Origin of the sequence: Rhizobium sp. LCM 4573, from assembly GCF_001854865.1 — a bacterium.
Taxonomy (GTDB): Bacteria; Pseudomonadota; Alphaproteobacteria; order Rhizobiales; family Rhizobiaceae; genus Neorhizobium.
On sequence record NZ_MDDW01000028.1, the window covers coordinates 103821 to 125888 of the forward strand.

General features: G+C 62.5%; 21 protein-coding genes. 10 read left to right on the top strand and 11 right to left on the bottom strand.

Annotated features, from left to right (window positions below; translation table 11 throughout):
* Window positions 1-8 precede the first annotated feature (8 nt).
* Window positions 9-668, bottom strand: coding sequence for a ribonuclease T2 family protein (locus tag LCM4573_RS22435; RefSeq protein ID WP_071008645.1), 660 nt, complete (start codon window positions 666-668; stop codon window positions 9-11).
* 90 nt (window positions 669-758) lie between these two features.
* Between LCM4573_RS22435 and LCM4573_RS22440 the strand changes: the two genes are divergently transcribed.
* The gene (locus LCM4573_RS22440) at window positions 759-1724 is read left to right on the top strand and encodes a lysylphosphatidylglycerol synthase domain-containing protein (protein WP_071008646.1); all 966 of its coding nucleotides are present in this window, start codon (window positions 759-761) and stop codon (window positions 1722-1724) included.
* A 19-nt stretch (window positions 1725-1743) separates the two neighbouring features.
* On the opposite strand, the gene LCM4573_RS22445 is transcribed toward LCM4573_RS22440, so the two are convergent.
* Window positions 1744-2592, bottom strand: coding sequence for a 23S rRNA (adenine(2030)-N(6))-methyltransferase RlmJ (locus LCM4573_RS22445; RefSeq protein ID WP_071008647.1), 849 nt, complete (start codon window positions 2590-2592; stop codon window positions 1744-1746).
* Window positions 2593-2675: 83 nt separating this feature from the next.
* Between LCM4573_RS22445 and LCM4573_RS22450 the strand changes: the two genes are divergently transcribed.
* Together LCM4573_RS22450 and LCM4573_RS22455 are read left to right on the top strand one after the other, a co-directional pair.
* Complete coding sequence (locus tag LCM4573_RS22450; protein WP_083347601.1) at window positions 2676-4814, top strand: molybdopterin-dependent oxidoreductase; 2139 nt, start codon at window positions 2676-2678, stop codon at window positions 4812-4814.
* A complete protein-coding gene (locus LCM4573_RS22455; protein ID WP_071008649.1) occupies window positions 4811-5407 on the top strand; it encodes an NUDIX domain-containing protein in 597 nt (198 codons plus the stop codon). The genes LCM4573_RS22450 and LCM4573_RS22455 overlap by 4 nt, the downstream gene beginning before the upstream one ends.
* A gap of 1 nt (window position 5408) precedes the next feature.
* On the opposite strand, the gene LCM4573_RS22460 is transcribed toward LCM4573_RS22455, so the two are convergent.
* From LCM4573_RS22460 to purM, 4 genes are all read right to left on the bottom strand, one after another.
* Window positions 5409-5924 carry an RES family NAD+ phosphorylase gene (locus LCM4573_RS22460; protein ID WP_071008650.1) on the bottom strand — a complete coding sequence of 172 codons (516 nt, stop codon included), beginning with the start codon at window positions 5922-5924 and terminating at the stop codon, window positions 5409-5411.
* A complete protein-coding gene (locus LCM4573_RS22465) occupies window positions 5921-6238 on the bottom strand; it encodes an antitoxin Xre/MbcA/ParS toxin-binding domain-containing protein (protein ID WP_071009202.1) in 318 nt (105 codons plus the stop codon). The genes LCM4573_RS22460 and LCM4573_RS22465 overlap by 4 nt, the downstream gene beginning before the upstream one ends.
* Window positions 6239-6354: 116 nt before the next feature.
* On the bottom strand, window positions 6355-7014 hold the full coding sequence (gene purN, locus LCM4573_RS22470; protein ID WP_071008651.1) for a phosphoribosylglycinamide formyltransferase: 660 nt from the start codon (window positions 7012-7014) through the stop codon (window positions 6355-6357).
* Entirely contained in the window at window positions 7011-8084 is a 1074-nt protein-coding gene (gene purM / locus LCM4573_RS22475) for a phosphoribosylformylglycinamidine cyclo-ligase (RefSeq protein WP_071008652.1), read from the bottom strand. The genes purN and purM overlap by 4 nt, the downstream gene beginning before the upstream one ends.
* 184 nt (window positions 8085-8268) lie before the next feature.
* On the opposite strand from purM, the gene LCM4573_RS22480 reads away from it, so the two are divergent.
* The 5 genes from LCM4573_RS22480 (at window position 8269) to LCM4573_RS22500 (ending at window position 14453) form a co-directional block, all read left to right on the top strand.
* Window positions 8269-9450 carry an AI-2E family transporter gene (locus LCM4573_RS22480; protein WP_071008653.1) on the top strand — a complete coding sequence of 394 codons (1182 nt, stop codon included), beginning with the start codon at window positions 8269-8271 and terminating at the stop codon, window positions 9448-9450.
* On the top strand, window positions 9447-10154 hold the full coding sequence (hdaA, locus tag LCM4573_RS22485; protein WP_071008654.1) for a DnaA regulatory inactivator HdaA: 708 nt from the start codon (window positions 9447-9449) through the stop codon (window positions 10152-10154). The genes LCM4573_RS22480 and hdaA overlap by 4 nt, the downstream gene beginning before the upstream one ends.
* The gene (locus LCM4573_RS22490) at window positions 10151-12409 is read left to right on the top strand and encodes an RNA degradosome polyphosphate kinase (protein ID WP_407071762.1); all 2259 of its coding nucleotides are present in this window, start codon (window positions 10151-10153) and stop codon (window positions 12407-12409) included. The genes hdaA and LCM4573_RS22490 overlap by 4 nt, the downstream gene beginning before the upstream one ends.
* A gap of 5 nt (window positions 12410-12414) precedes the next feature.
* Window positions 12415-13935, top strand: coding sequence for an exopolyphosphatase (ppx, locus tag LCM4573_RS22495; protein WP_071008656.1), 1521 nt, complete (start codon window positions 12415-12417; stop codon window positions 13933-13935).
* Window positions 13936-14198: 263 nt separating this feature from the next.
* Window positions 14199-14453 carry a hypothetical protein gene (locus LCM4573_RS22500; RefSeq protein WP_083347603.1) on the top strand — a complete coding sequence of 85 codons (255 nt, stop codon included), beginning with the start codon at window positions 14199-14201 and terminating at the stop codon, window positions 14451-14453.
* Window positions 14454-14509: 56 nt separating this feature from the next.
* Here LCM4573_RS22500 and LCM4573_RS22505 read toward each other — a convergent pair whose 3' ends face one another.
* Window positions 14510-15868: an esterase-like activity of phytase family protein gene (locus tag LCM4573_RS22505; protein WP_071008657.1), complete on the bottom strand. Its 1359-nt coding sequence runs from the start codon at window positions 15866-15868 to the stop codon at window positions 14510-14512.
* A 103-nt stretch (window positions 15869-15971) separates the two neighbouring features.
* Entirely contained in the window at window positions 15972-16757 is a 786-nt protein-coding gene (locus LCM4573_RS22510; protein WP_071009204.1) for an AraC family transcriptional regulator, read from the bottom strand.
* Between the two features lie 94 nt (window positions 16758-16851).
* On the opposite strand from LCM4573_RS22510, the gene LCM4573_RS22515 reads away from it, so the two are divergent.
* The gene (locus tag LCM4573_RS22515; protein ID WP_071008658.1) at window positions 16852-17259 is read left to right on the top strand and encodes a DUF2000 family protein; all 408 of its coding nucleotides are present in this window, start codon (window positions 16852-16854) and stop codon (window positions 17257-17259) included.
* Between the two features lie 3 nt (window positions 17260-17262).
* On the opposite strand, the gene LCM4573_RS22520 is transcribed toward LCM4573_RS22515, so the two are convergent.
* The 3 genes from LCM4573_RS22520 to LCM4573_RS22530 all read right to left on the bottom strand — a co-directional run bounded on the left by LCM4573_RS22520 (window position 17263) and on the right by LCM4573_RS22530 (window position 20043).
* Window positions 17263-17550, bottom strand: coding sequence for a hypothetical protein (locus LCM4573_RS22520; protein ID WP_071008659.1), 288 nt, complete (start codon window positions 17548-17550; stop codon window positions 17263-17265).
* Window positions 17551-17591: 41 nt separating this feature from the next.
* A complete protein-coding gene (gene rnd / locus LCM4573_RS22525; RefSeq protein WP_071008660.1) occupies window positions 17592-18737 on the bottom strand; it encodes a ribonuclease D in 1146 nt (381 codons plus the stop codon).
* A gap of 67 nt (window positions 18738-18804) precedes the next feature.
* Window positions 18805-20043, bottom strand: coding sequence for an MFS transporter (locus LCM4573_RS22530; RefSeq protein ID WP_071008661.1), 1239 nt, complete (start codon window positions 20041-20043; stop codon window positions 18805-18807).
* A gap of 212 nt (window positions 20044-20255) precedes the next feature.
* Between LCM4573_RS22530 and aspS the strand changes: the two genes are divergently transcribed.
* Window positions 20256-22043 carry an aspartate--tRNA ligase gene (gene aspS, locus LCM4573_RS22535; RefSeq protein ID WP_071008662.1) on the top strand — a complete coding sequence of 596 codons (1788 nt, stop codon included), beginning with the start codon at window positions 20256-20258 and terminating at the stop codon, window positions 22041-22043.
* Window positions 22044-22068 lie beyond the last annotated feature (25 nt).

The following is a 22068-nucleotide window of genomic DNA, read 5'->3' on the forward strand; positions in this document are numbered from 1 at the left end:
TCAGACATTCAGCGAATGGTTGGCAAGGTGATGTGGCTGGCATTGCAGCCGGCGCGATCGACTTCGGCGCAATCGCGGAAGCGGAGATCCTTGGTGAGGCAGATGCGGATTTCCTTGAGTTGCCGCCTTTCGCAGCTTGCCGCGATGCCCCGGCGGGTGAGGCCGGGATTGGCTTCCACGAATTTCCGCTCGATCTCCTCGGAAGAGAGCGTCTTTGCGGTTTCTCCCCGGGCGAGATTGGAGGGCAGGGTGATTCTCTCGAAGGCTTCGCGAACCCTGGCGAAATAATCGCGCTGGGTGAGCCCCGTGCAGCGTCCGTGCTTGCGCCATTGATGCCCGATCAATCCCATCGAGGGCATGATGTCGAACATGCGCTCGCCCACCGAGCGCGGCACGCGGCCGGGCTCGCCGCTTTGGCAGAACTCCGGATAACCCTTTTCGAATTGCGGCCAGAGCCCGTGCACGATGAAGCCGTGATCCACAGCGCCACCGCATTGCTGCTGATCGCGGCCGTTGCCGCCAATGCTGCAGAAGGTCGGCGACCAGGAAAGGGAGAGTACATAGAAATCGAAGACGCCTGCGCGGTCCTGCGCTTTTGCCGCAGGGGCAAGGGCAAGAAAACCGGCAAGGAAAACGGCAAATGTGGTCCGCAAAGGTTGATCGGCCAAGGGCTTGGCCCCTAGAGTGAGGAGGCGAGCCGCGGCTTTGCTGCGATCGGTTCGGCTCCAGGGGGACAGGAAGGGGAACGGCAAAATCGGATGACCTTGAAGAAATATTTCTGGCCCGTCGTCGGCGCGGTGACCATAGCGGTTTCGGCATGGCTTCTCTACAAGGAATTGCGGGGGCTTTCCCTTGAGGAGCTCGGTGAAAGCCTGGCGGCGATTTCGACGCGAAACTGGATATTGTGCGGCCTCTCGACCCTGCTCGCCTACGCGGCGCTGGCCGGATATGACCGCATCGCGCTCATGCATCTCGGCCGGAAGGTGAACTGGCTTTTCATCACCATCTGCTCGTTTACCACCTATGCCCTTTCCCACAATGTCGGCGCATCGGTCGTCTCCGGCGGCGTGGTGCGTTACCGCGCCTATTCCTCCAGGGGGCTAACACCTGCCGAGATCGGCATCCTGATTGCGCTATGCTCCTTCACCTTCGCGCTGGGAACCGTGCTTCTGGCCGGCATCGTGCTCATTCTCAAGCCGCATATCACGGAGCGCTTCGGAGACCTTCTCCCGGTGACGGCCTCGTCGGCCACCGGCTATGTGGTGCTCGCGCTCGTCGCACTCTATGTCGCGGGAAGCTTTCTGAAAATGCGGGCGCTGACGATCGGTCCGTTCAAGATCGTCTATCCGTCGCCGCGCGTCGTGCTGCCGCAATTGATCATCGCGCCGCTGGAGCTCATCGGGGCTGCCGGCATCATCTATTTCGCGCTTCCCGAGGCAGGCAATCCCGGCTTTGTGGTCGTGCTGGGCATCTTCCTCCTCTCCTTTTCAGCCGCGCTGATCTCGCACGTGCCGGGCGGGCTCGGCGTGCTCGAACTGGTCTTCGTGATGGGTCTGCCGGATATGGACCCGGCCGATGTCATCGCGGCCCTTCTCGTCTTCCGGCTCTTCTACCTGCTCATACCGTTCGCGATCGCGCTCGTGGTGATCCTGCTCTTCGAACGCTCGCAATTCCGGGCGCAGCACCCGCCGGATATCGAGCGAGGCAAGCAGCACTCTCCCTGAGTGTCAACTAAGGGAAAGCCTACTCTCCGCGCAGCCAGAAGGCGCGTTGCGAGGCGAAACGATCCTGCGCCAGCACCGTCTTGAGGAAGGGCAGCAGCGCGTGCAGTTCGTCCTTCAGCGTGAAGGGCGGATTGACGACGATGAGGCCGGAGCCCGTCAGCCCCGTCGTCTCCCGGTCGCTTTTCACCAGAAGTTCGGCGCAGAGCATCTTGGGAATTTCCAACGCCTGCAGTTCCTCGTGGAAGGCCTTGATCGGCGCGCCTTTCTTGATCGGGTAYCAAAGGCAGTAGGTGCCGCCCGAGAAGCGCTTATGGGCATTCGCCAGCCCCCTCACGAGCCGCTGATACTCGCCTTCCTCCTCGAAGGGCGGATCGACCAGCACGATGCCGCGCTTTTCCTTCGGCGGCAGATGCGCCCCGAGCGCCAGCCAGCCGTCGAGTTCGGTAACGCGCACCTTGAAATCGCCTTCGAAAAGACGGGCGAGGCGGCCGTGGTCCTCCGGGTGAAGTTCCATGGCCGAAAGCCGGTCCTGCGGCCGGAAGAGCATGCGCGCGAGCTTGGGCGAGCCCGGATAGAGCTTCATCGCGCCATCGGGGTTCAGCTCTTTCACGGCGGTAAGATAGGGTTCCAGCAACTCGGCGATGTTGGCGGGCAATTCGGCCTCCATAAGCCGGCCGATGCCGTCCCGCCATTCTCCCGTTTTCTGCGCCTCCTCGGAGGAGAGATCGTAGAGCCCTATACCCGCATGGGTGTCGAGCACCCGGAAGGCCTTGTCCTTCTTCTGCGCATAGCGGACCAGCCGCGCCAGGATGGCGTGCTTCAGGACGTCGGCGAAATTGCCCGCGTGATAGATATGCCGGTAGTTCATCGTGACTGCTGTCTCGCGTGAATTAATTTGATGCACCGCAAATGGCGCTTTTTGCGTGGCTACGCATGCAATATAGAAAAGCCATGAACGTTGCGACCCCGATCACCGCCAAAACCTCCCTCAGCCACACGACCGTCGGGCACACCGTCTGTCCGCACGACTGTCCCTCGGCCTGTGCGCTGGATATCGACCTTACTCCGGATGGCCGCATCGGCCGCGTGCGCGGTTCGGCCGAGAACACCTATACGGCCGGCGTCATCTGCGCCAAGGTCGCGCGCTATGCGGAACGGCTCTATCACCCCGGCCGCCTGATGGTGCCGCAGCGGCGCATCGGAGCCAAAGGCGAGGGGAGCTGGCAGGAGGTTTCCTGGGAAACGGCGTTGGACGAGATCGCCGAAGCCTTCGTGAAGGCGGAGGCAAGATACGGCTCGGAAGCGGTCTGGCCCTATTTCTACGCCGGGACCATGGGCCAGGTGCAGCGCGATTCGATCGAGCGTCTGCGTCATGCCAAGAAATATTCCGGCTTCTTCGGCACGATCTGCACCAACATGGCCTGGACCGGCTATGTGATGGGCACCGGCGCATTACGCGGTCCCGATCCGCGCGAGATGGCGAAAGCCGATTGCGTGGTGATCTGGGGCACCAATGCCGTCTCCACCCAGGTCAATGTCATGACCCATGCGGTGAAGGCCCGCAAGGAGCGCGGCGCGAAGATCGTCGTCATCGATATCTACGACAACCCCACCATGAAACAGGCGGACGTCAAGCTCGTGCTGCGCCCCGGCACCGATGCGGCGCTCGCCTGCGCCGTCATGCACGTCGCCTTCCGCGATGGTTATGCCGATCGCGAGTACATGGCGAAGTTCGCCGATGATCCTGCCGGCCTGGAGGAGCACCTGAAGACGCGCACGCCGGAATGGGCATCCGCCATCACCGGTCTGCCGGTGGAGGAGATCGAGGCCTTCGCTCGACTCGTCGGCACGACAAGCAAGACCTTCTTCCGCCTCGGCTACGGCTTCTCCCGCCAGCGCAACGGAACCGTCGCCATGCACTCGGCACTCTCGGTCGCTACCGTGCTCGGCTCCTGGCAATATGAGGGCGGCGGCGCCTTCCATAATAACGGCGAGATATTCCGCCTGAGCAAGGCGGAGCTAATGGGCACCGCCTATGCGGACCCGGATATCCGCATGCTCGACCAGTCGCAGATCGGCCGGGTGCTGACGGGCGACGCCGAAGCTCTGCGCCATCGCGGGCCGGTGACGGCGCTGCTGATCCAGAACACCAATCCGATGAATATCGCGCCGGAACAGCGCCTCGTTCGCCAGGGTTTCATGCGGGACGATCTCTTCGTTGCCGTGCACGAGCATTTCATGACCGATACGGCGAAGGTCGCGGATATCGTCCTGCCGGCCACCATGTTCGTGGAGCATGACGATCTCTACCGCGCCGGCGGTCAGCAGCACATCCTGCTCGGCCCGAAACTGGTCGAGCCGCCGCCGACGGTGCGCACCAATCTCTTCGTCATCGAGGAACTGGCCAAGCGCCTCGGCGTCGATCATTTCCCCGGCTTTGGCCTCAGCGAACGCGAGCACATCGACCGTATTCTGACGGGCAGCGGGTGGCCGGGCTATGATGCGCTGAAGGAAGACAAGTGGATCGACGCCCAGCCGGATTTCGAGACCGCCCACTTCATCAAGGGCTTCGGCTATCCGGACGGCAAGTTTCGCTTTAGCCCGGACTGGGCGAACGGCCCGTCGCCGGACAAGCCGCCCGCGAGCGTCGGTCCGCTCGGCCCCGTCGCGGCGTTGCCGAAATTTCCGGACCAGGTGGATGTGATCGAGGTCGTGGATACAGAACATCCATTCCGGCTTGCGACCTCTCCTTCACGCAGCTTCCTGAACTCCTCCTTCAGCGAGACGAAGAGCTCCTATGAGCGGGAAGGGCGGCCGGAAGTGATGATCGAGCCGACCGATGCCGAGCGGCTCGGCATTGTTGATGGCGATATCGTCCGCCTCGGCAACCGGCGCGGCGAAATCCGCCTGCATGCCAGGATCGTTCCCGGTGCCCGGCCGGGCGTGCTGATCGCCGAAGGACTGTGGCCGAATAGCGCCCATCTCGACGGTGAGGGCATCAACGTGCTGACCGGTGCCGATCCTGTCGCGCCCTATGGTGGCGCGGCGGTTCACGACAACCGGGTATGGCTACGCAAGGACGCCGCATGAGCGGAGAGAAACCTCGGGTAGCGATCCTCGGTGAGCGTACGCTTTCCAATGAATGGACGCGGCTGTCGAGCTATGATGTGGACTACACGGACAGGGTCGGCGAGACCCATCGGCTGAAACGCGAGGTTTATCATCGTACGCCCGCCGCCTGCATCCTGCTCCATGATCCGAAGCGCGACGTCGTGGTATTGGTGAGGCAATTCCGTCTCCCGCCCTATCTCCTGGGCGGTGAAGGCTGGATGATCGAGGTGCCGGCCGGTCTTCTGGACGACGACCATCCGGAGGATGCCATCCGCCGGGAGGCGATGGAGGAGACCGGCTACCGCGTTCGCGATGTTCGGTTCCTGTTCAAGGCCTTCCCATCGCCGGGCGCGGTTACCGAGGTCGTCCATTTCTTCTTCGCCTCGATCGACCTCGCCGACCGGGTGCATGACGGCGGCGGGCTTGCGGAGGAGCACGAGGATATCGAGGTGCTGGACGTGCCGCTCGATCAGGCCCTGAACATGATCGAGAAGGGCGAGATCTGCGACGCCAAGACGATCATGCTGCTGCAATGGGCGGCGTTGAACCGGGCGGCAATATCTTCCGCTTGACCTATTCCCAGGATTTCTGGTTTTTCGGGAGGCGGCCTGTCGGATCGATGATCTGCACCTTATGAGGCAGGTCTGTGCCCCATTTCCAGAGTACCAAGTTGCTGGCCGATGGCCCGGCGCGATGAGCGAAGGAAGGTACGAGAACTCCCGCATATTCGTCCCGAAGCTTATCATGGACTGTCCAGGAAGCAGGGCGCTTGTTTTCCGAGAGCGCGCTTGCCCAGGCGGAGCCCATGAGTTCGAGAGAGATGCCGAGCGCCTCCTGCACGGCTTTGTCCGTGAGATCGGCGATAGCTTCGCAGTCGACCTCGTAGGAGCAGATCGTGAGGGGATGGATTTTATGGCCAAAGCCCTGGCTGGCTTCGATGATGGCACCTTCAATGGAGGTCGAAAGATAAAGGGCGGGGATGCTCTTGGGATTGAAGCGGGCGCCCCGGATCGCTGCTCCTTCTCCTGACAAAGGGCTCATTGCCCAGCGGGGGTCGTGAGCCCGATAGCAGACGCCCTGGAACCTCAAGCGAAACCGCCGAGTGCCAGGTGATCGAGGTAATCACGAAGGGCTGCGGCTTTGCCATTTTTGACAAGGCTTTCAGCTGTCCTGCCGCCGAAGGCCGGTAGAGGCTCGGCCCTATACCATGCCAGTGCCTGCCGCTCGCTGCCTGCCCAGTCGCTCACGCGATGGATGATCTCGGCCATTTCGCCGATACGTGCAGCTACGGCGGGTGCCTGGGCCCGTTCCTTGCGCTGCAGAGTATTGATCGAGAGACCGGCCGTTTCCGCAAGTTCCCTTTTGGAAATGCCGAGGCGTGAGGAAACGGCTTCGATTTCCATCGAAGGCGCTTCCTGAAAGGCTTCCGCTGCTTGACGCTTGTTTGGCATGTCGTGCCTCTTGTACGTAATTCATGTACAAATTTACGTCAAAAATGTAATTTTGTCGAGGTCTGCGGTTAAAACGCGGGAGATATCAGTCTCGCCTCATCCATCAGCGGCAGGCCCGTCGTGACCACCCTTCCGCCCTCCATCCGCGCCTTGCCCTCGGCGACCAGCCGTAGCGAAAGCGGGTAGAGCTTGTGCTCGACGGTCAGAACGCGGGCGGCAAGCGTCTCGGCCGTATCGCCGGTGAGAACCGGCACGACGGCCTGGCCGACGATCGGACCCTCATCCATCGCCTCCGTCACGAAATGCACCGTGCAGCCGGCCACCTTCATGCCCGCATCGAGCGCGCGCTGATGCGTATGAAGGCCGGGAAAAAGCGGCAGGAGGGAAGGGTGGATGTTGAGAATGCGGCCTTCGTAGCGGTTGATGAAATTCGCCGAAAGCAGCCGCATATAGCCCGCCAGGCATAGGATGTCCGGCGAAACCTCATCGAGTGCCGCGAAGATCGCTGCCTCGTGCTCGGCCTTGCTGCCAAAATCCTTCCGCTCGAAGGCGAATGTCCTGATGCCGCGCGCCCTGGCCTTTTCCAGCCCACCGGCATTCGCCTTGTCGGAGATGACGGCCACGACCTCCGCCGAAAAATCGGCAGCCGCGCAGGCATCCGCGAGTGCCACCATGTTGGAGCCGCTGCCGGAAATGAAGATGGCGACGCGTTTCCTCGCCGAACTCATAGGCCGAGCGTGCCCTTGTAGATGACGCCGGCYCCGTCCTCGGCGCGCGCGGCCATCCGCCCGAGCGGCACGACGATCTCGCCCGCCTGGGTGAGGACATCCGTGACGGCCTGCACGTTTTCGGCGGCGACGACGACGATCATGCCGATGCCGCAGTTGAACGTGCGCAGCATTTCCTTGGCTTCCACGCCGCCGGTCTTGGCGAGCCAGGAAAAGACGGGCGGCACGGGAATGGAATCGAGGTCGATTTCAGCCGCGAGGTTCTTCGGCAGCACGCGCGGAATGTTCTCCGGGAAGCCGCCGCCAGTGATATGCGCGAGCGCCTTCAGCGCGCCTGTTTCGCGGATCGCCTTCAGAAGCGGCTTCACATAGATGCGGGTCGGCGTCAGCAGCGCCTCGCCGAGCGACTTGCCGGGGAAGAACGGCGCAGGCGCATCCCAGCCGAGCCCGGAAACTTCGACGATCTTGCGCACCAGCGAGAAGCCGTTGGAATGCACGCCGGAGGAGGTGAGGCCGAGGATCGCATCGCCTTCGGCGATGTCGCCGACCGGCAGAAGCTGGCCGCGCTCGGCCGCGCCCACGGCGAAGCCCGCCAGATCGTAATCGCCCTTGGAATACATGCCCGGCATTTCGGCGGTTTCGCCGCCGATCAGCGCGCAGCCAGCCTCGCGGCAGCCGGCGGCAATGCCGTTGACGATCGCCGCGCCCTGATCGGGGTCGAGCTTGCCGGTCGCGAAATAGTCGAGGAAGAAGAGCGGCTCTGCGCCCTGCACCACGAGATCGTTGACGCACATGGCGACGAGGTCGATGCCGACCGTATCGTGGAAATCCGCGTCGATCGCGATCTTGAGCTTGGTGCCGACGCCGTCGTTGGCCGCGACGAGAACCGGGTCGGTAAAGCCTGCGGCCTTGAGGTCGAAGAGCCCGCCGAAGCCGCCGATCTCGCTGTCGGAGCCGGGGCGGCGGGTGGAGCGCACGGCCGGCTTGATCTTCTCCACCATCAGATTGCCGGCATCGATATCCACGCCCGCATCGCTATAGGTGAGACCGTTCTTGCCCGCCTCGCTCATCGCTCGTCTCCAATGATTGCTATAGCGGCTCGCAATTGCACGAGACGGGGCGATATGCAAGCGTCGCCGGGGTTTTTGAAAGCTTTTCACCGCTTGGCGCCACCTTGTTTTTCACCAGTCTTGACCTTGCGGGCGGCATCATCCTATCCCTGACCCGGCCCGGCCAATTCGAAGGGACGCAGAGATGCCATACCATGTCAGCGGCGCGAGCCTCAGGCGCCACATCCTTTTCTGGATCGGCGCGCTCCTCGTCTTCATCCTTTTCCTGTGGGCCTTCCGCACCATCCTTCTGCCCTTCGTGGCCGGCATGGCGCTCGCCTATTTCCTCGATCCGGTGGCCGATTGGCTGGAGCGGCGCGGCTTGAGCCGCCTCATGGCCTCGGTCGTCATCCTCGTCGGCTTCGTCCTGATTTTCGCGCTGTCGCTGATGATCGTCATCCCGATCATCGTCAGCCAGTTCACCGAATTCGCCGCAGCTCTTCCGGGCTATGTCTCGCAGCTCCAGCAGTTGATCACCAGCCCGGAAAACTCGATTCTGCCCGGTTGGATCAGCGCGCAGATCGAAACGGTGAAACAGAACTTCTCCGAGGTGCTGAGCCAGGGCGCCGGCTTCATCGGCACGCTGTTCGCCCAGATATGGAACTCCGGCAAGGCGATCGTCGATGTCGTGTCGCTGCTGATCGTAACGCCCGTGGTCGCCTTCTATATCCTGCTCGACTGGGACCGCATGGTCGCCAAGGTGGATAGCTGGGTGCCGCGCGATCAGACCGCCACCGTTCGCCGCCTTGCCCGCGAAATGGACGAGGTGATCGCAAGCTTCGTGCGCGGCCAGGGTTCCATCTGCATCATCCTCGGCATCCTCTATGCGGTCGGCCTGTCGCTGGTCGGGCTCAATTTCGGTCTGCTGATCGGCTTCATCGCCGGCATGATCAGCTTCATCCCCTATATCGGCTCCTTCATCGGGCTCATCATGTCGGTCGGCCTGGCGTTGGTGCAGTTCTGGCCGGATTATACCTGGATCGTCGCGACGGCGGCCGTGTTCTTCTTAGGCCAGTTCATCGAAGGCAATATCCTGCAGCCGAAGCTGATGGGTTCGCGGATCGGCCTGCATCCGGTCTGGCTCATGTTCGCCCTCTTCGCCTTCGGCGCCATGTTCGGCTTCGTGGGGCTGCTGATCGCGGTGCCCGCGGCCGCCGTGGTCGGCGTCCTTGTCCGCTTCGCGCTCTCGCGCTATCTTGAGAGCGATATTTATTACGGTCGGTCGGCAAGTTTGCCATGGGAGGATGGTGGGCCGCCGCCGGTACTGGAGCATTCCGCGAAAGGCCCGGAAACAACCGGCCAGACAAGCACTCAGAAGACAGAATGAACGAAACAACCGAGTGGGAGCGGCAGCGCCAGGAGCAATTGCCGCTCGCTTTCCAGCATGATTCCGCCAGTGGCCGGGAGGATCTCCTCGTTTCCGGCCCGTTGAATGCCGCGGTCGCGATCGTCGACGATTGGCCGGCCTGGCCCGCGCCCGTCGTCGTGCTGGCGGGTCCCGTCGGCTCGGGAAAGTCCCACCTCGCCAATATCTGGAAGGAAAAGGCCGGCGCGGCCGATATCCATCCGCTTGCCGGTTCCGGCGCGGTGGAGCTTGCGGCCGCCGGCCCCGTCCTCTTCGAGGATGCGGATCGTCGCGGCTTCAGCGAGACGGAACTCTTCCACGTCATCAACAGCGTGCGGGAGAACGGCCACAGCCTTCTGATGACCTCGCGCCTCTGGCCCGTTTCCTGGTCGGTCACCCTGCCGGACCTCCGCTCGCGGCTGAAGGCGGCGACCGTCGTGGAGATCGGCGAGCCCGACGAAGAGCTCCTGGCCCAGGTGATCGTGAAATTGTTCGCCGACCGCCAGCTTAATATCGATGACAAACTTGTCGGCTACATCGTCAACCGGATGGAGCGCTCGCTCGGAGCGGCGCAGACGATCGTTGACCGGCTGGATCGTCTGGCGCTTGCCCGTGGCACGCGGATTACAAGACCGCTTGCCGCCGAGGTTCTGAACGACCTCGGAAATGCCTCCGCCGACGATTGACTGTCACAGTTCCGTCGTCAAACTGTTATACGGCCGGACAAGGGCAAGCCCAGGGGTGGATCATGGATTCGATGACGACGGAAACGCATCAGCAGGAAAGTGCTACGGCCGGGAATTTCGATGACCTGTTGAACAGTCCGGAGCGCTTCATCAACCGCGAATTCTCCTGGCTCCAGTTCAACCGCCGGGTTCTGGAAGAGACGCTGAACACGGCTCATCCGCTTCTGGAACGGGTGCGTTTCCTGTCCATCTCGGCGGCGAACCTCGACGAGTTCTTCATGGTGCGCGTCGCCGGTCTTGAAGGGCAGGTGCGCCAGGGCATCGTCATCCGCAGCCCGGACGGCAAGTCACCCGCCGAACAGCTCGATGCGATCCTTCAGGAAATCGATAATCTCCAAATGGAGCAGCAGGCTTCGCTCGCGGTTCTGCAGCAATATCTCGCCAAGGAGGATATCCTGATCGTGCGGCCCGCCGCGCTTTCGGCGGAAGATCGCACGTGGCTTGCCTCGGCTTTCGATGACGAACTCTTCCCGGTCCTGACGCCGCTCGCCATCGATCCGGCCCATCCTTTCCCCTTCATTCCCAATCTCGGCTTCTCCATGGGCCTGCAGCTCGAAAGCATGCACGGCAAGGAACCGATGACGGGCCTGTTGCGCCTGCCGCCGACGCTCGACCGCTTCGTCCGCCTTCCCGATGATTCGAACACCATCCGCTACATCACGCTGGAGGATGTCGTCGGCATGTTCACCGACCGGCTCTTCCCCGGTTACGTGGTGAGGGGGGCGGGCACGTTCCGCATCATCCGCGACAGCGATATCGAAGTCGAGGAAGAGGCCGAAGACCTCGTCCGCTTCTTCGAAACCGCGCTCAAGCGCCGTCGCCGCGGCAAAGTCATCCGCATCGAGACCGACAGCGAGATGCCCGCCTCGCTGCGCCAGTTCGTGGTGCAGGAATTGGGCGTGCCGGAAAACCGCGTCGCCGTCCTGCCTGGCCTTCTGGCGCTCAACACGCTGTCGGAAATCACCAAGGCGCCGCGTAACGATCTTCGGTTCGAAACCTACAATGCCCGATTTCCCGAACGGGTCCGCGAGCACGCCGGAGACTGCTTCGCCGCCATCCGCGAAAAGGACATGGTGGTCCACCATCCTTACGAAAGCTTCGACGTGGTGGTGCAGTTCATCCTTCAGGCGGCGCGTGATCCGGATGTTCTGGCGATAAAGCAGACGCTTTACCGCACCTCCAACGACAGCCCGATCGTCCGCGCGCTGATCGACGCGGCCGAGATGGGCAAATCGGTGACGGCGTTGGTGGAACTCAAGGCCCGATTCGACGAGGAGGCCAACATCCGCTGGGCGCGCGACCTGGAGCGTGCCGGCGTGCAGGTCGTCTTCGGCTTCATCGAACTCAAGACCCACGCCAAGATGTCGATGGTGGTGCGCCGCGAGGAAGGCCGTCTCAGGACCTATTGCCATCTCGGCACCGGCAACTATCACCCGGTCACCGCCAAGATCTACACGGACCTTTCCTTCTTCACCTGCAATCCGAAGATCGCCCATGACATGGCGAACGTCTTCAACTTCATAACCGGCTACGGCGAGCCGGAGGAGAGCATGAAGCTCGCGGTCTCGCCCTATACGCTGCGCCCGCGCATCCTCCGCCATATCGAGGAAGAGATCTCCCACGCTGGGAACGGCAAGCCGGCGGCGATCTGGATGAAGATGAACTCGCTGGTGGATCCCGAGATCATCGATGCGCTCTATCGCGCAAGCAGGGCCGGCGTGGAAGTAGATCTGGTCGTGCGCGGCATCTGCTGCTTGCGTCCGCAGGTGCCGGGGCTTTCGGACAACATCCGCGTCAAGTCCATCGTCGGCCGTTTCCTGGAGCATAGCCGCATCTTCTGCTTCGGCAACGGCTATGGCCTGCCTTCGGACAAGGCGCTCGTCTATATCGGCTCGGCCGACATGATGCCTCGAAACCTCGATCGCCGGGTCGAGACGCTGGTTCCGCTCCTCAACCCGACGGTGCACGAGCAGGTTCTTTCACAGATCATGCTGGGCAACCTGATTGACAATCAGCAGAGCTACGAGATATTGCCGGACGGTACCTCCCGGCGCATGGAAGTGCGCAAAGGCGAGGAGCCTTTCAATGCCCAGCACTACTTCATGACCAATCCTAGTCTATCCGGTCGTGGAGAAGCTCTGAAATCGAGTGCTCCGAAACTGATCGCCGGTCTGATGTCCGGACGCAAGAAATAGGCAATATGGTTCGATCTGAAGCCCAGGGGCGTCTTCCGGGAATCGCCCCTGTCTCCGTCATCGACATCGGCTCAAACTCCGTCCGTGTCGTTATCTACGAAGGCCTGTCGCGCGCGCCGACCATCCTTTTCAACGAAAAGGTCATGTGCGGTCTCGGAAAGGGGCTGGGGTCCACCGGGCGCATGGACGAGGAGGCGGTCGGCCGGGCTCTGGCCTCGCTAAGACGTTTCAAGGCGCTGTCAAGCCAGGCGCGTGCCACCGACACATACGTTCTGGCGACCGCTGCAGCCCGCGAAGCCTCCAACGGGCCGGAATTCATCCGCGCGGCCGAGGAAATTCTAGGCCAGGAAGTTCAGGTCCTTTCAGGCGAAGAGGAAGCGCGGTACTCCGCGCTCGGCGTCATCAGCGGTTTTCATGATACGGACGGAATCGCAGGCGATTTGGGCGGCGGCTCGCTCGAACTCATCGATATCAGGGGCGCCCAGTTCGACCGGGGCATCACTCTGCCGCTCGGCGGTCTTAGGCTCTCCGAAATTTCCGGCAACTCGCTCTCCAAGGCGCGTGCCTTCGCCAGGAAGCAGGTCGGAACCGCACGCTTTCTCAAGAACGGCGAGGGCCGCACCTTCTATGCCGTCGGCGGCACCTGGCGAAACATCGCCAAGCTTCACATGGAGATCACCAAATATCCGCTGCACATGATGCAGGGATACGAACTCCCCCTGGACGAGATGCTGGGCTTCCTCGACCAGATCATCAAATCAAAGGACAGCAAGGACCCCGCCTGGCAGGTCGTCTCGAAAAGCCGCCGCGCCCTGCTTCCCTTCGGGGCCGTCGCCATGCAGGAAGTGCTCGGTGCCATGAGGCCCGCGCGGGTGAGCTTCTCCGCCCAGGGCGTGCGCGAAGGCTACCTTTATTCGCTGCTTCCCGATGACGAGCGCGATTCCGATCCGCTTCTCGTCGCCGCCGATCAGCTTGCGATCCTGCGCGCCCGCTCGCCCGAACATGCCCGCGAGCTCGCCGAGTGGACCGGCCGCATGGTGCCGGTCTTCGGTATCGAGGAGACGGAAGAGGAGAGCCGCTATCGGCAGGCCGCCTGTCTCTTGGCCGACATAAGCTGGCGCGCGCATCCGGATTACCGCGGCCTGCAGGCGCTGAACCTGATCGCCCATTCTTCCTTCGTCGGCATTACCCACGCCGGCCGCGCCTATCTGGCGCTCGCCAACTATTACCGCTTCGAAGGCCTGCACGACGACGGCGCCACCGGGCCGCTCGCGACGATCGCGACACCGCGCCTGCTGGATCTCGCCAAGCTGCTCGGCGGCCTGCTGCGCGTCGTCTATCTCTTCTCGGCATCCATGCCGGGCATCGTGCACGACCTGAGCTTCCGGCCGTCCTCCGATCCGGATCTGGATCTCGAATTCGTCGTGCCGGCCGCCTATCGCGATTTTGCCGGAGAAAGGCTCGACGGTCGGCTCCAGCAATTGGCGAAACTCACCGGCAAGCGCCTGGCGTTCCGGTTCGAATAGCCCCGGTCACCGGATTTTCAAATAGGTGTGACAGCCCTTGCACGGGTGTCTCCGGAAGCTCGTTCTATGCGAATCTTTCCGGTAAGAATTTGAAAACATTGGTAATGAGGTTTCGGTCATTCCGCATTTCCGATTGTTCGCAATTGCGAAATAGAGAGGTCGAAATCCACGCCGTTGCGAATCCGGCCGGCAGACCCGATCTGCGGTGCATGTCGAGCAGCTCCCAACTCGGCTCGACACAAAAAGCATCGAGAAAAGGATTCATGACCATGAAAAAGATTTTTGCAGCCACTCTTTTTGCTGCCCTGGCTGGTTCTTCGGCCGCCTTCGCACTGGAACCCATTCCGGGTAGCATCACCTATGGCGGTGAGCCGGCATCCCGCCTCGAAAAGGCTCCGGTCGGTAGCCCGGTTTTCCACCGCTTTTCGAACAACGGCACGGAATACTCCGAAATTTACCGCATCCAGCCTGATCGCAGCCTGAAGCTGGTCAGCCGGTCCACCCTTAGCGACAGCTGATTGACGGCAAGCGAGGACGCCCGGTAATGCCGGGCGTCCTGCTTTTGATCGCGGTCTTATTTCGCGCTCAGGAATTCTCCCACCTCGAGCAGCACGAATTCGTTGTCGTCGGCCTTGTTCAGCTCGCGGCCTGCCGAGAAGGGCAGGTTGTTGTCGTTGCCGACCACGATATGCGTTGCATCCACCACGTCGACATTCTCGATGGTGACGAAAGGCATGTCGTAGAAGCCTTCGCCGCCGCCCTGCCGGGCCTTGCCGTCCGGGTCCTGCACCTTCATCAGATCGATATAGCCGATCTTGCGTGCCGCCTGGCCCGCATTGGCATCGGAAAGTTCGATCTTGTAGATACGCTTGTGCTTGGCCGGCGTCGCAAAGCAGGTCGGCTCCGGCTTCTTCGGATCGGCGCAGACCTTGTCCGCCGTGCCGGCGCCGTTGTCGCGCTCGATCACCAGCGCCGTCGTATCGTCGATCATGTTGAAATCGCCGATCGCCTCGCCGCCTTCCGAGAGCGGATAGAGCCAGGAGCGTCCCGTCCAGGCCTTCGAGGCGACATCCAGCTCGATGATGCGCAGCGCCGTGCGGCCGTCGGCCTTTTCCACCGAACCGTCCTCGAGATAGAGCGGCCCTTCAAGCAGGCCGTAGAGCTTGCTGCCGTCCTTCGACATGGCCAACCCCTCATAGCCGCCGGAGCGTTTCAGGTTGAAGGCCGGCATCTTGGCGGTCGGATTGGCGGGCGTCGCGATGGTCGGGTTGTCGGGCGAAAGCACCGGCTTGCCGTCGACGGCGGTCGCAATGACGTCGGTCAGCTCGCCATTGGCGTTCACCTTCAACAAATAGGGGCCGAATTCCTCACCGAGCCAGAATCCGTCGGCGACCGGCTGGATCGATTCCAGGTCGAAATCCGCGCCGGTCAGGTAACGCTTCTCCGCGCCTTCCAGCACGATCGGGAAGGGGGCGATCCGGTTCGGATCGGAAAGGAAGATGGTGTTGGAGCGCTCCACCGTGCCCTTGTCCCAGTCGAAGCGGATATTGTGCAGCATCAGCGCCGCGTCGCTGGAATTCGTCTTGCCGCCGAAGCCGTTGTCGGAAAGGCTCCAGAACGTGCCGTCCGGCATGGTCTTGATGCCGGAGAAGCCCTGTACGGGCTGACCGTCGAAGGGCAGACCGAGACCGGTTTCACGGATACCGTCCTTGCCCATGACGCTGCCGAGTTCGGTTGTGCGCTTGCGGTCCGCGGTCGTGAATTTGCCGGAAACCTTCAGGTGCTCGGGCGCATCGGCGGGGGCGGGGATCAGCGTCTTGGCCGGCAGAATGGCGTGAGAGACGAGCTTGGCCGGGAAAGCCTTTTCCTCGGCCGAGGCAGAGCCGCCGATCAGCGCGGCGAAGGCGACGGAGGCGAGCAGGATTCTGGTCATGAAAAGCCCTCTGGGTTGCGTGTGGAACACACGGGAACCCGTTAGTGAGGAGCCATGACGGACAGGTGATGATCGCTTGAAATTTTCGTGACGGCCCTGTGGGTTATGCGCCGCGGCTGAGCGAAACCCAGCGGCCGGGCGTCATCCCGAAGGCATTCTTGAAATGCCGGGTGAAATGGCTCTGGTCGGCAAAGCCCGCTTCGAAGGCGGCGCCGGCAAGGCTGCCGCCGGAAGCGAGCCGGGCCTTGGCGCGGTCGAGCCGCCGCATCACCAGATAGCGGTGCGGACTGGTGCCGAGCAGAGCCCGGAACTGCCGGGCGAGCGTATAGCGGTCGAACCCGCCGATCTCCTCCAGCTCCTCGGAGGTGACAGTCCGGTTGCTGTTGGCATGAAGATAATCCCGGCAGCGCAGCACCGCATTTCGGTCGATCCGGCCCGCGCGCGGGCCGGCGGCATCCGCATGGCGCCAGAGGCTTGCCGCGAAGCGGGCGATCAGGTCGTCCAGAAGAAGTTCGTCCGGCTCGGTTTCAAGGTTCTGCAGCGCTTCCGCCAGCGATAGCTGGAACGCTTCGTCGGCGAAGACTGGATTTGCCACGAAGGGCAGCCTTTGCACCCCGTCCGCTGCGTCTATCAGGCTCTTGGGCGGCAGGTAGAGCATCCGGTAACGCAAGCCGTCGTCGGTTCCGGCTGCGCCGTCATGCACCTCGTCCGGATGCAGCACGATCACATTGCCGGGCAGGCTGGTACGGGAGGCTCCGCGGTAGTGGAAGGTCTGCACGCCGGAAAGCGTGACGCCAAGCGCATAGGTATCGTGCCGGTGCGGCGAAAACCCGTTGCCGTGGAAGCGTGCCTCCATGCGTTCTATGCCGCGCGAGATCGGCGCATGCACGATGCCGTCACGCGTGCACGAACGTTCAAGACCGCCGGCGCCGATCGCCTCTAGGTCTTCGGCCTTCGCAAAACCTTCAACGGAGTTCGTTTTCATGTTCGACACCAAGATCGCGATCGTGCTTCGCGATGATCTTGCTCCCTGGCAGGCGCTGAATGTCACCGCTTTCCTGATGAGCGGCATCGTCGCTCAATACCCGTCGGTGATCGGCGAACCATATCGGGATGCGGCCGGCAATGTCTATAACGCGCTCAGCATCCAGCCTGTCGTGGTCTTGTCGGCTGATCAGGAGGCGCTTCGCACCATTCACCGCCGCTCGCTGGAGCGCGAAGTAACGACGTCGCTCTATGTCGAGGAAATGTTCTCCACCGGCCACGATGCAGCGAACCGCGCGGTCTTCGCGCAATTCTCGCCCGAGGATGCCAAGGTCGTCGGCATCGCCATGCGGGCGGAAAGGAAGACCGTCGACAAGATCACCAAGGGTGCCGGGATGCACGCCTGATCATCACAGGAATGTTCGGGGGAGGGTGAGAAGTGCGGAAAGCGGAGTTGAGAATCCGGCCAGGATGAAAATGACGATGCTTGCAGCCAGATAGATTGCCCACCACCATTTTTGCGGTGTTCTCAGGCCGAGAATGGCGATCACGATGTTCAGCAGGAATGCGATCAACCCTGCCGTGAAAATCCAGCCGGGCGGCGTCTCGGACGTAAGCCGCATCCAGCCGGGCACGAGCGTTGCGAGTGAAAGGATCAGGACAAGAACGATGAGCTTCGGCGTCTTTATATCCGGCATCGATATTTCCTGGGGTGAGGCAGCAGGGTGACTTTGCCCGCTTAAAGCTCCACCGCCTCCACCTTCTTGTTGACGAAGCGCAGCGCCACGCCGCCGTCGATCAGTTTCAGCGCTGTTTCGCCGAAGAGCTCGCGCCGCCAGCCGTGCAGCGCCGCAACCTCGGCCTTCTCGCCCTCGGCGGCGATTTTTTCGAGGTCGTCGGTATTGGCGATGATCTTGGCAGCCACGCCCTGCTTGTCGGAGATGAGCTTCAGGAGCACCTTGAGAAGCTCGACCGCAGCGGCCGTGCCTTCCGGCACATGCGTGTGCTTGGGCGGATGCGGCATCTCCGTTTTGGGAAGCGAAAGCGCAGTATTGACAGCCTCGACGATCGCCGCGCCGGAAGCGGAGCGCTCCCAGCCTTTCGGGATGGTTCTGAGGCGGGAAAGCGCCTCCGCGTCCTTCGGCTGCTGCTGGGCGATCTCGTAGATCGCGTCGTCCTTCAGCACGCGCGAGCGCGGCACGTTGCGGCCGCGCGCCTCCCGCTCCCGCCAGGCGGCGATATGTTTCAGGATCGCCAGTTCCTGCGGCTTGCGCAGGCGCGATTTCAGCCGGAGCCAAGCGTCGTCGGGATGGAGATCGTAGGTGCCGGCGGATTCGAGGATCGCCATCTCCTCGGTCAGCCATAGAGCGCGACCCTCCCGTTCGAGCTGGTCCTTCAGCGCCAGATAGACGTCGCGCAGATGCGTCACGTCGGCGAGCGCGTATTCGAGCTGCTTTTCGGTAAGCGGGCGGCGGCTCCAGTCGGTGAAGCGCGAGGACTTGTCGATATGCACGCTCTTGATGCGGCTGACGAGCTGATCGTAGGAGACCGAGTCGCCGAAGCCGCAGACCATGGCCGCCACCTGCGTATCGAAGATCGGGTGCGGCACGAGATTGCCGAGGTGGTGGATGATCTCGATGTCTTGCCGCGCGGCGTGGAAGACCTTGACCACTTTCGGGTCCGCCATCAGCTCGAAGAAGGGCTTGAGATCGATACCCTTGGCGAGCGGATCGACCAGCACTTCCAGCGTCGGGCTCGCCATCTGGATGAGGCAGAGTTCCGGCCAGAACGTGGTCTCGCGCAGGAATTCGGTGTCGATGGTGATGAAGTCGGATTGGGCGAGCGCCCGGCAGGCTTCCTCGAGAGCGGCGGTGGTTTCGATCATATCCAAGGTCACGTAGGGTTGATCAGCCTTCCTCCTCCTCAACGCCGCATATGTCAACCGTGGCGGCTCAATCCTTGCGTTCTTTCTCCACCGGAGCTGCAAGTTTGTTGAAATAGGCCGAGGTTCTGAGCAGTGCCCGGAAGCGCGACCTGCGCTTCTCGGGCGGCACCGGATCGCGTACGCCCATGCGTCGGATGGTGAAGAGGATGAAGGCCGCGAAGATCACCGAGGTATAGAGGAAGAAGGCGCGGGGGCCGTAATATTCCAGGAGTATGGATGCAAGGAGCGGCCCCACGGTCGCGCCGGCGGACCAGAAGAACAGGAGACCCGCCGAGACCAGCGCATGTTCACCCATCCGGGCATGGTCGTTGCCATGCGCCGAACAGAGCGAATAGAGCGGCATCGAAAAGGCGCCGAACAGGAAGACGCCGATGATGTTGGCGGTCTCGTTGGTGCCTGCGCCGAAGGAGAGATAGGCTCCGGTCACGACGGAGCCGACCGCCGTCCAGAGGATCACCTTGCGGCGGTCGAGCCGGTCGGAATAGGCGCCGAGCGGATATTGCAGCACCACGCCGCCGATGATGCCGGCGCTCATGAAGGTGGCGATCGAGGTGATGCTCATGCCGATCTCCTCGGCATAGATCGGCCCGATATTGCGGAAGGCCGCCATGGAGAGCCCGACGGCGATGACGCCGACGACTGCGAGCGGCGAGATGCGCCAGACGGCGCGAAGATCGAAGGCGATGAACTCTGGCGGGGAGGGGCTCGATTTGTCGGCAAGCGAGATCGGCACCAGCGAGAGCGTCATGGCGATGGTGATGATGGCGAAGATGATCGGCCCTTCTATGCCGATGCCGGGTATGAGATATTGCGCCACCGTCACCGAGCCGAGGTCGACGAAGCGGTAGATGGAAAGCGTGCGCGCCCGGTTGGCGTTCGTCACCTTCGCGTTGATCCAGCTTTCCACGGTGGCGAAGAGGCTCGCGACCGCGATCCCGATCAGGAAGCGCATGGCGAACCAGAAGGTCGGATCGATGACGAGCGACATGGCGAGCGAACATGAAGCGCCGATCGCCGCCATGGCTGAAAAGGTGCGGATATGGCCGATCTGGCGCAGAAGCCGTGTGACGTAGACGCAGCCGAGCGCGAATCCCACGCTGTAGCCCGCGCCGATCATGCCGATGATAGAGGGGGAGAAGCCCTCATGCGTGCCGCGAAGCGCGATGAATGTGCCCTGGAGCCCATTGCCGCCGATCAATATGCCGGCCGTAACGAGCAGGGGAATCAGTGGGCGGATATGGCTCATGGAGTGCTTTCGCGAGCGGGCGGGAACGACGTGTTCGTCTTAGACGAGTGAAGGACGGAAAAACAGCCGAAAGGGCGTCGCGGCGGCGACAAGCCGCGACAAGTCTTGACAAAGCAGGTCCATCATGCGCTTTTCGCGCCGATTTTCCCTATGACGGCCCGGCGGCGCGCGTCGCCCATTGCCGCAAGTGCACCAGTCCAGGATTCTTGAAAATGCATCGTTACCGCAGTCACACCTGTGCCGCCCTCCGGAAGTCCGATGTCGGCTCCACCGTCCGTTTGTCCGGCTGGGTGCACCGCGTGCGAGATCACGGCGGCGTTCTCTTCATCGACCTGCGTGACCACTACGGCATGACCCAGGTCGTGGCCGATCCGGATTCGCCCGCTTTCAGGACCGCCGAAACCGTGCGCGGCGAATGGGTCATCCGCATCGACGGCGTCGTCAAGGCCCGTTCCGACGAGACGGTCAACAAGGGCATGGCGACCGGCGAAGTCGAGCTCTACGCGCAGGAGATCGAAGTGCTTTCGGCGGCGAAGGAACTGCCGCTGCCGGTCTTCGGCGAGCCGGACTACCCGGAAGACGTGCGCCTGCGCTACCGCTTCCTCGATCTTCGCCGTGAAACGCTGCACAGGAACATCGTCAAGCGCACCCAGATCATCTCGGCCATGCGGCGCGAGATGACGAATGTCGGCTTCACCGAATACACCACGCCGATCCTGACCGCCTCCTCGCCGGAAGGCGCGCGCGACTTCCTGGTGCCGAGCCGTATCCACCAGGGCAAGTTCTTTGCGCTCCCGCAGGCGCCGCAGCAGTACAAGCAGCTCCTGATGGTCGCCGGCTTCGACCGCTATTTCCAGATCGCCCCCTGCTTCCGCGACGAGGACCCGCGCGCCGACCGCCTGCCCGGCGAATTCTACCAGCTCGACCTCGAGATGAGCTTCGTCACCCAGGAAGAAGTCTGGGAAACGATGGGCCCGCTGATGACCTCGATCTTCGAGGAATTCGCAGATGGCAAGCCAGTCACCAAGGAATGGCCGCGTATCCCCTATGACGAGGCGATCCGCAAATATGGTTCCGACAAGCCGGACCTGCGCAACCCGATCGTCATGGAGGCGGTGACCAGCCATTTCGCCGGCTCCGGCTTCAAGGTCTTCGCCAACATGATCGCGTCCAACCCGAAGATCGAAGTCTGGGGTATCCCGGCCAAGACCGGCGGCTCCAGAGCCTTCTGCGACCGCATGAATTCCTGGGCGCAGCAGCAGGGCCAGCCCGGCCTCGGCTATATCTTCTGGCGTAAGGAAGGCGATAAGCTCGAGGGCGCCGGTCCGCTCGCAAAGAACATCGGCGAGGAGCGCACCGAGGCGATCCGCGTCCAGCTCGGCTTGGATGACGGCGATGCCTGCTTCTTCGTCGCGGGTGATCCGGACAAGTTCTACAAGTTCGCCGGCGAGGCCCGCGTCCGCGTCGGCGAGGAACTGAACCTCACCGACAAGGACCGCTTCGAGCTTTGCTGGATCGTCGATTTCCCGTTTTTCGAATATAACGAGGACGAGAAGAAGATCGATTTCGCCCACAACCCGTTCTCCATGCCGCAAGGCGGTCTGGAGGCGCTGGAAACCAAAGAGCCGCTGTCGATCAAGGCATTCCAGTACGATGCCGTCTGCAACGGCTTCGAGATCGCCTCGGGCTCGATCCGTAACCAGTCGCCGGAACTCATGGTCAAGGCCTTCGAAACGGTGGGCCTGAGCCAGCAGGATGTCGAGGATCGCTTCGGCGGCATGTACCGCGCCTTCCAGTATGGCGCGCCTCCGCATGGCGGCGCTGCCTTCGGCATCGACCGTATCGTCATGCTCCTGACGGGCGCGAAGAACCTGCGCGAGATCACCCTGTTCCCGATGAACCAGCAGGCGCAGGATCTTCTCATGAACGCTCCCTCGGAAGCGACGACGACCCAGCTTCGCGAGCTTGCGCTGCGCGTGGTTCCGCAGAAGAAGGACTGATCGGCTTACGGCCCAAGGAAACGGG